The organism is Novipirellula sp. (assembly GCF_041583735.1).
GTDB lineage: Bacteria > Planctomycetota > Planctomycetia > Pirellulales > Pirellulaceae > Novipirellula.
The window spans coordinates 1-6,158 of record NZ_JBFHFD010000517.1 but is presented as its reverse complement, the minus strand read 5'-3'; the positions used below and the strand labels follow the sequence as shown (position 1 = coordinate 6,158).

Annotated in this window: 5 protein-coding genes; 4 read left to right on the top strand and 1 reads right to left on the bottom strand. The window is 55.6% G+C overall.

The features are described from left to right. The 4 genes from ABX962_RS27215 to ABX962_RS27200 form a co-directional block, all read left to right on the top strand. A partial coding sequence (locus tag ABX962_RS27215; RefSeq protein WP_372724128.1) for a caspase family protein occupies positions 1–1,845 on the top strand: 1,845 nt, incomplete at its 5' end. Positions 1,846–2,213: 368 nt separating this feature from the next. Continuing rightward, a complete protein-coding gene (locus ABX962_RS27210; protein ID WP_372724126.1) occupies positions 2,214–3,920 on the top strand; it encodes a hypothetical protein in 1,707 nt (568 codons plus the stop codon). A 61-nt stretch (positions 3,921–3,981) separates the two neighbouring features. After that, complete coding sequence (locus ABX962_RS27205) at positions 3,982–4,110, top strand: hypothetical protein (protein ID WP_372724124.1); 129 nt, start codon at positions 3,982–3,984, stop codon at positions 4,108–4,110. Continuing rightward, entirely contained in the window at positions 4,094–5,734 is a 1,641-nt protein-coding gene (locus tag ABX962_RS27200) for a hypothetical protein (RefSeq protein WP_372724122.1), read from the top strand. Before ABX962_RS27205 ends, ABX962_RS27200 begins: the two co-directional genes overlap by 17 nt. A gap of 10 nt (positions 5,735–5,744) precedes the next feature. Here ABX962_RS27200 and ABX962_RS27195 read toward each other — a convergent pair. Further along, on the bottom strand, positions 5,745–6,158 hold a 414-nt coding region (locus ABX962_RS27195), incomplete at its 5' end, for a dockerin type I domain-containing protein (protein WP_372724120.1).

The window sequence follows — 6,158 nt, the reverse complement described above, 5'->3', positions numbered from 1 at the left end:
TACGTTTACGCGTGTGATGAATCGGATCCACCGCGATTGATTCGTCAGTTTCGTGGACACTCCGGCGACGTGCGATGGATCTCCGCTTCGGGTGACACGCGTTTTCTGGCAACCGGCTCGGACGACGCAACGATTGGAATATGGAATCTCGAGAATTTGTTCACCGATTCGGAAAGCATTAACCGCTGGGGTGCCGAATTTGAAATCGAAGATGGAAAACTGATCGCCACGTCGGTGCGTGAGGCAGGACCGCTGTACTTTCGTGGTGTTCGCGAAGGAGACACGTTATCGTCGATTGGATGGGCCGATGCGGTGGGTGATGTGCAAGAAACATCGGATGCTGCCGAAGTCCAAGCGGCATTGTTATCAGTGCCGTTTGACACTTTGGTCCAATTTCGCTTTGCTCGTTTAGGACGTGCCTTGGAAACCGTCTCAAGCTTTCCCGCGTGGCGTCCGCTCGCGACGCTACTTGTCGACCGAGACCGCGAATGGGCGATGTGGACACCAGCGGGTTACTACGATGCCTCGTTCAATGGACACCAACGATTTGGTTGGCAGGTCAATCGCGGCGTGCAGCAATTGCCCGACTTTTTTCGTGCCGCCCAGTTTCGCAAAACACTCGAGCGGCCTGATGTGATTCGGCGATTGTTGGAAACCGGCAGTCTGCCTGCGGCGATGCGTCGCTCGCTCAGCCGCATCGATCCGCCCGTAGGGGACGCTTCGATCGTAAACCAATACCTGACGAAACCTCACATCGAATTGATTTCGCCGCAAGCTGGTGAGCTTGTCCGAGGTGACGAGCTTCTCGTTCGCGCCGACATCCGCATTCCGCTGGGGACTCGTCTTGTCGATCCTAAGGCGTTCATCAGTGGTGTCCCCTCGATGGCGAAACAACAAGTCTCGGATCAAGTCGACGAAGCGAGTGGGATTCGCACCGTGGGATACGAGTGGACCTTTCGTGTGCCGAGTGATCCTCAGTTGCAGCTCGAGGTGATCGCCGCGACCGACACCGATGCGATCGATCGCGTGTTGATTCGGCTGCCCCATGAACGCACAGAACCGCCGAAGCGAAAGCCGCAAATGCATCTGCTGGCGATTGGCGTGGGCAGTTACAGCGATCCGCAAATTCAATCACTTGACTTTGCTGCCGGAGCCACGACCGCCGTCGCCGATACGCTGCGCGATGCGGCGGGATCCTTGTACAACGTCACCACGGAACAATTGGTCGATGACCAGGCGACTCGGCCGCTTTGGAAAATTTATGCATCCGAGGCAGTCAAGCAGTTATCCGAGACGATTTCGCCCGACGATTTGGTCGTCATGTATTTGTGTGGTCATGGGCTGCATGATCGGCGGAACGACCAGTGGTACTTCGTCACTCACGATGCCGATTATCGTGAATTAATGAACGACCAATACGCAAACTGCTTGTCGTTCGAGGATCTGTCGCTTTTGGCGGCGTTGCCATGCCGCAAGCTCGCGATTCTCGATTCCTGTCACAGCGGTGCGGTGCAATCGGCGATGCGAGTAGACGATCTAAAGAGTGCACTGCGTTGGCTACAAAACGATGTCGTGATCACGATCACGGCCAGTGAAGGGGACGAAGAAGCGGCCGAAGTGGTCGAGTCGCGATTGGGTCGTTTCACCACCCGTTTGATCGAAGCTTTAAACGGACAAGCTGATGCCGACGGCGACGGCGTGGTCACGCTTGATGAAACGATTGCCTATGTTTCACGAACGGTCGCCGAAGAAAGCCAAGCCGAAGGCATGTCGCAACACCCGACGGCCAGCCCACCGTACTTGCTAGACCATCTTCGCTTGCCGCTGAGTGCAGTGAAACGATAAGGGCGTTCCTACGTTCACGGCGCAAACCCTCCGGTTGCAGCGAGATTCGACGTACAAGCTAGACCGGGCGGCTCGCGCCGCTCCGCTATAAAAAACACTCGGTTAGGGCCAAAGTAGATGGCATTGGGCTCACGCCGCCCCGCTATCAATTGCTGACTTAGGCAAAATAGGGTGCCTGTTCGGCCATTTCATGGTTGAATGATTCCAATTGCATCAATTGGACGATTTATTCTAAACGTATCGAAAGGGGGGTGCGGCGACTCCGTGTCGACGCTGTCGAGCTGCCAATCCTGAATTCGATGTCGCGCGAGGAAAATGCGGTCGCTCCGGCCACACCGACCAATCATTAGATGTAACGATACCAACTTATGACTGCGATCCTAAATCCCCTAAAACGCCACCGTGCAGCGTCATCTTCGATTGGGTTGCGATGGGTGGGCGTATGCGTGATCTGGATCGCATGCGGAATCAGCACCAGCATGGCTCAGGTGCCACAGTCGCCTGGTGCCCCATTTCCTCAAGGATCGTTTCCTCAAGGACCGGGGGCAGGGAATTTCGCTGGCGACACACCGCCCGGAGTTGCTCAACAGCCCGGTGCCACTCAACAGCCCGGTGCCACTCAACCGCCCGGAGTCGCTCAACCTCTCGATCCGCTGCAGAATTTTGGCGGACCGGCCGCAGGCGATTTTGATGCATCCCAGTTTGACAGCAATCCAGGATTCTCGGACTTTGGAGCCACGCGAGGTTCGTATTCGTTCGATCCCACGATCATTGGCGACTTCTTTGGCGGCGGTTTCTCAAGCTTCCAAGGCACGCAAACGGTCACGTTTAATCAATTATTGCCGGGCAATATTCAGTCCGGCGGAGCCGGTTTGCCCAACTCGGTTATCGCGTTTGAAGTCGGCGGCGACTTTCCCCACGACGATATCTTCACCACGGGTACGGGCTTTGACAGTTCCGGAAACGGCAGCATTGACACCTTCTTTTTGGCCGAGCCGCTACCGACATCCGATGCTCCAACGTCTCCCGGTCCCGGATTCGTCTTTGACCCTAGCACGGCAACCGCGGTTCACGCGGGCGGTGCTGCAAATCCTCCGCCGGGAACTCCCATTATTTACACCGATGGCGACAACTGGTTTGTCACCTACCAATACAACGGCGCGGTGGGCGGAAATCACACCGAGTCGATCCCTGTCCCTGGGCCGGGCGTTTCCACACGCCGCGTCAAGGTCGCAGAGAACTTTTCACCCGTCGTTCGTCATCGAGCCTACCTGAACTACAACTTTTTCAACGACGCATTTGGCGGCCTCGGCGACATCAGCCGTTACACGCTCGGGATTGAACACGTTCTGCTGGAAGATTTGATCTCGGTCGAAATCCGATTGCCGACCGCTGCCACCTACGGCAGCACCCAGACACTCGGAACGCGGCAAGATCGCAACTTTGAAATTGGAAATCTGACGATCATCCCCAAAGGCGTTCTACTGTACGACCGCAACTACGTCTGGAGTGCGGGGGTTGGCGTCAGCGTGCCGACGGCCGACGACACTCGGCTGCGTAGCAACGGACAAGACCTGTTGGTGGTTGAAAACGAAAGCGTTCACTTGCTGCCGTTTACCGGTTTGATGTACCGCTACAGCGACGACCTTAGCTTCCAAAGTTATATGCAACTGGATATCGCGGCCAACGGCGACCCGATTCGCGGCAATCGCGTCGGCGACACGCTCCCCCAGATCGGCAAGTTCAATGATTCGACCTTGATGCATCTTGACATTGCCGCAACAAAGTCGATCTATCGAAATCGCAACCGCAACTCAGGTTTTATCCAGCAAGCACTCTTTAACACCGAGTTGCACTACACCGGGACACTGCAAGATTCCGACGTGGTTTCCGCTGGCGGGCTTCGCTACGCCAACCTGGCCAACCACTTTAACATCGTCAACGCAACCGCAGGTTTACACCTTGTCCTAAGCGACAAATTAGTGGTGACCCCCGCTATGTCGATTCCGCTGCGTGACGGGCTGGACGAACAGTTTGATTACGAAGCGATGGTGCAGATCAACTATTTGCCGTAGCAATGGGGAAGGCCCGATATCAGGAAGGCCCGACAATGAGTGCTGTATGAGGACGTCGCAAATGCGTTCGCACCGCTTGATCGATAGTCTTGGCAACTTTCGCTACGCTTGGGAACGCTCGGATGACGAAGACGAACCGTACCACCCATCATTGACTGTAACCGTACGAATCGATGCCGCTGTTCTTTAATCCTGCCCCACGTCAACGCAAAGCGTCACACTGGATCGCCTTGCCGATGACAGTCGCATTGATCTTTGCCGGCGAATGCGGTGCTCAGGGGATCGTCGCCCAAGCACCTCCGACTCTCGATCTTCCCACCGCAGAGGCGGGCAATGACGCGGGCAATGCACAACCTGAACAAGTGCAACCCCTGACCCCGCTGGCCGAATTGAGTGCCCCGACTGTGGGCGACTTTGATTCGTCGCAATTTGATGCCAATCCAGGATTCTCGGACTTTGGAGCCACGCGAGGCTCGTATTCGTTCGATCCCACGATCATTGGCGACTTCTTTGGAGGCGGTTTCTCGAGTTTCCAAGGCACCCAAACAATCACGTTCTCGCATTTGTTGCCCGGTAATATTCAGCCCGGTGGCAGTCCCGGTTCGCCGAACTCGATCATCGCGTTCGAAATTGGCAACGACGTCCCTCACAACGACATTTTCACCACGGGCACCGGTTTCGACAGCTCAGGCAACGGCTCGATCGACACCTTCTTTCTGGCCGAACCGTTACCCACCTCGGACGCCCCAACCTCGCCGGGACCCGGATTCGTGTTCGACCCGAGCACGGCAACGGCCGTTCATAGTGCCGGCGCGGCGAACCCTCCTTCGCAGAATGATTCACCAGCCTTTTACTTTGACGGCGACAAGTGGTTCGTCACCTACAGTTACACTGGCGAAGTCAGTGGAACCGGCACGACATCGATTCCCGTTCCTGGTCCTGGCGTTTCCACGCGACGCGTCAAAGTCGCCGAGAACTTTTCTCCAGCGATTCGTCATCGCATTTATTTAAACTACAGCTTTTTCAATGATGCCTTCGGTGGCCTCGGCGACATCAGCCGCTACACGCTGGGAGTCGAGAAGGTTTTGTTTGAGGATCTGTTCTCGGTTGAATTTCGTTTGCCGACCGCAGCCACCTACGGCAGCACGCAAACCTTAGGAGCACGGCAGGACCGCAACTTTGAGATCGGAAATCTGACGATCATTCCCAAAGCGTTGCTGAGTTTTAGTGATCACTACATTTGGAGTGCAGGGCTTGGCATCAGCGTCCCCACCGCCGATGACACTCGGCTGCGTAGCAGCAGCGGGCAAGACTTGTTGGTCGTCGAAAACGAAAGCGTCCACTTGTTGCCGTTTTCAGGATTGCTTTACCGAGTGAGCGAAGACGTTACTTTGCAAACCTACATACAACTTGACATCGCTGCCAACGGAGATCCCATTCGCGGGAACCGGATCAACAACACCCTTCCGGTGATTGGCAAATTCACGGATTCGACGTTAATGCATCTCGATGTGGCCGCCACACGGTCGATCTATCGCAACGGGGACCCGAACTCGGGTTGGATTCAACAAGCGTTGCTAAACACCGAGTTGCACTACACCGCGACGCTGCAAGAATCGGATGTCGTTACCGCGGGCGGACTTCGCTACACCAATTTGGCCAACCACTTTAACATCGTGAACGCCACCGCCGGCATCCACTTGCTCGTCAATGACAAATGCGTGGTAACTCCGGCAATCTCGATTCCACTTCGTGATGGATTGGACGAACAGTTTGATTACGAAGCGATGGTCCAAATCAACTACATGCCGTAGCAGCGTGAAATCAAAACAACCCCGCTGCGAAGACATCGTCGACCGCCGTCGTCAGCGATTTCTCGTCATCGTCGGTGGCAAACCAAAGGCTCTGCTCGCCTTGGCGAGATTCCACGATTGGCCCACGGTTTTCATTCAGATGATTGATCACCAACAATGCATCAAGCGGCGACGTGGCACCATCCAAATTGACATCGGTAGCCGCCCGCACGCGGGCTAATGATTCGCCCGGCAAGGATTCGCCTTCGGCGTTGCTTTGCCGATTGAGTTGATTGATAATCATCAACGCGTCATTCGCCGTGATTTCGCCACTGGCGTTGACATCCATTCTTGTTTGTGGGCTGAAGCCTGGCGTCACACGAGGGAAGGTGTAGTCGACACTAACCGAGTTTTGATCGACGACAACCGACTCTTCGGCCACTTG

Bases quoted from the DNA above. Each gene is read 5' to 3' on its own strand.
- ABX962_RS27210 (WP_372724126.1), top strand. From the start codon at position 2,214: ATGACTGCGATCCTAAATCCCCTAAAACGCCACCGTGCAGCGTCATCT.
- ABX962_RS27200 (WP_372724122.1), top strand. From the start codon at position 4,094: ATGCCGCTGTTCTTTAATCCTGCCCCACGTCAACGCAAAGCGTCACAC.
- ABX962_RS27205 (WP_372724124.1), top strand. From the start codon at position 3,982: ATGCGTTCGCACCGCTTGATCGATAGTCTTGGCAACTTTCGCTACGCT.